The sequence below is a fragment of the Nodularia chucula CCY0103 genome (assembly GCF_963923915.1).
GTDB classification, from domain to species: Bacteria; Cyanobacteriota; Cyanobacteriia; order Cyanobacteriales; family Nostocaceae; genus Nodularia; species Nodularia chucula.
This window is the reverse complement of the sequence record NZ_CAWUOL010000193.1, coordinates 1-1,223: the sequence shown is the minus strand read 5'-3', so window position 1 is coordinate 1,223 and position 1,223 is coordinate 1. Positions and strand designations below refer to the sequence as shown.

At 41.6% G+C, this 1,223-nt stretch carries 1 protein-coding gene; it reads left to right on the top strand.

What is annotated here, in order from left to right:
- Positions 1-74: 74 nt before the first annotated feature.
- A protein-coding gene (locus tag ACM0OP_RS24140; protein ID WP_414530940.1) for an IS630 family transposase occupies positions 75-1,213 on the top strand; the annotation gives its coding sequence in 2 pieces (ribosomal slippage) (positions 75-606 and positions 606-1,213; 1,140 coding nt in all).
- The last annotated feature ends 10 nt before the right edge of the window (positions 1,214-1,223 follow it).

Genomic DNA, 1,223 nt, shown 5'->3' with positions numbered 1-1,223 from the left:
TATAGGACTCCTATTTGATTTCTGAACAAGACTAAGAGAAAATACGGGGAGGTATACAAGTCTAACAGATAACAATGATAAGTCAGCATTCACAAACTGCCAAACTGACAGTAGAAGTATCGCAGGAACAGTCAACAGAGGAAATGTTACTGGATGCAATTGCGCGGAGCGCTCAGGAGGAGGCAATCGCCAAATTGCAAGATTTTATAGCTCTGCGTCCAGATGCGCGTGAGGTCAGGAAAGCGTTGGCAGTAAAGCTGGTTTATCAAGGTTACTTATATGATGAAATTCAGACAATTTTAGACGTATCACGAGGGTCAATAACAGGTTGGAAGCAAGCCTACGAAGAAGGTGGAATTGACGGACTGCGGCTTTCCTATAAGGGAAGAAAGAGCTACCTTTTGAGCGCACAACGAGAAGAAGTTTTGAGTTGGCTACAAACCAAAGATATCTGGGAGCTTGGCGAACTCGAATATAAGTTGGCTTTTGAGTACGACGTAGTTTATGAGTCAAAACAAAGTTACTACGACCTGTTCTCCGAAGCAGGAATCAGTTGGAAGAAAACCACAAAATCGAATCCTAAAGCCAATCCAGATGCTGTAGCAGAAAAAAAAAAGAGATTGAAACATTATTGGCAAACCACCGCGTTGAAATCGAGACAGGAAAGTTGAGAGTATTCCTGATTGATGAGTGTCATTTAATGTGGGGAGATGCTGTTGGTTATGTGTGGGGCAAAACTGACCAAGAAATCACAGTTCCGGTAGTAAATGAGCGAGAAAAACAGACATATTACGGGGCTGTAGACTATCTTGAAGGACAATTACTGCTGAAAGCTTATGACAAGGGCAACTCAGAAAATACTATTGATTACCTCCGATATCTGCTCAATGAGTCTGGTGAGCAGCAATTACTAGTTTTGTGGGATGGCGCTACTTATCATCGCTCCAAAGAGATTCGAGGTTTTTTGGCAGAGATTAATCAAGGTTTGGAACCCGAACAATGGAAAATACAATGTGTTCGCTTTGCTCCTAATTGTCCCGAACAAAATCCTATAGAGGATATTTGGTTACAAGCCAAAACATGGGTGAGGCGTTTCTGTGCGTTGATACCTTCCTTCTCGCATTTAAAGTGGATGTTTGAGTGGTTTATTCGACACACTACTTTTGATTTTGCCACTCTTCAGATGTACGGAGTTTGTTCAAAACTCAAATAGGATTCCTATA